Source organism: Mycobacterium sp. IDUB_37 (assembly GCF_055419245.1).
Window position 1 is genome coordinate 1 of sequence record NZ_JBVAXG010000041.1, and the last position, 451, is coordinate 451.

The window sequence follows — 451 nt, forward strand, 5'->3', positions numbered from 1 at the left end:
CACCGACATCGAGCAGCCCGTGGTCGTACAGCTGCACGCTCGGGAAACCCTCGGCGGTCGGACACAACCGGCCACGCTACCGGCGGCCCTCATCCCCGCAGCCGCGAAGAAATCGAGACAGAAATCTGATCAATCTCAGACTTTTGGAAACGAGACGTGGCACTCGCCTGCGGGATTGCTTCGGGCGGGCCTGCCGTCGCTGGCGATGTCTGGAGCATAGGGGCTTACCCGGCGGGTTCGGAAGCCGGGATGAAGTGGTCAATGTTGCTGTGGTGTAAGGGATTCGGCGTTGCGGGTGGAGGCTGCCCGATTGGTGGCGGGCTGCCCGCCCCGGCCGTTGCCGAGGTGAGGCGGTGGCGTACCACTACAGCAGGAGTAGATGGTTGGGCCGGTGGGTGGCCGGGTTGTGCGGGCTGCCTGCCGTTCGCGTAGTGACGCCATCACCCCCTTT

At 65.2% G+C, this 451-nt stretch carries 2 protein-coding genes; one reads left to right on the forward strand and one right to left on the reverse strand.

From position 1 onward, the window contains the following. A partial coding sequence (locus tag ACZY1I_RS32210) for a hypothetical protein (protein WP_463761710.1) occupies window positions 1–220 on the forward strand: 220 nt, incomplete at its 5' end. 38 nt (window positions 221–258) lie between these two features. Here ACZY1I_RS32210 and ACZY1I_RS32215 read toward each other — a convergent pair. Next, on the reverse strand, window positions 259–451 hold a 193-nt coding region (locus ACZY1I_RS32215), incomplete at its 5' end, for a hypothetical protein (protein ID WP_463761711.1).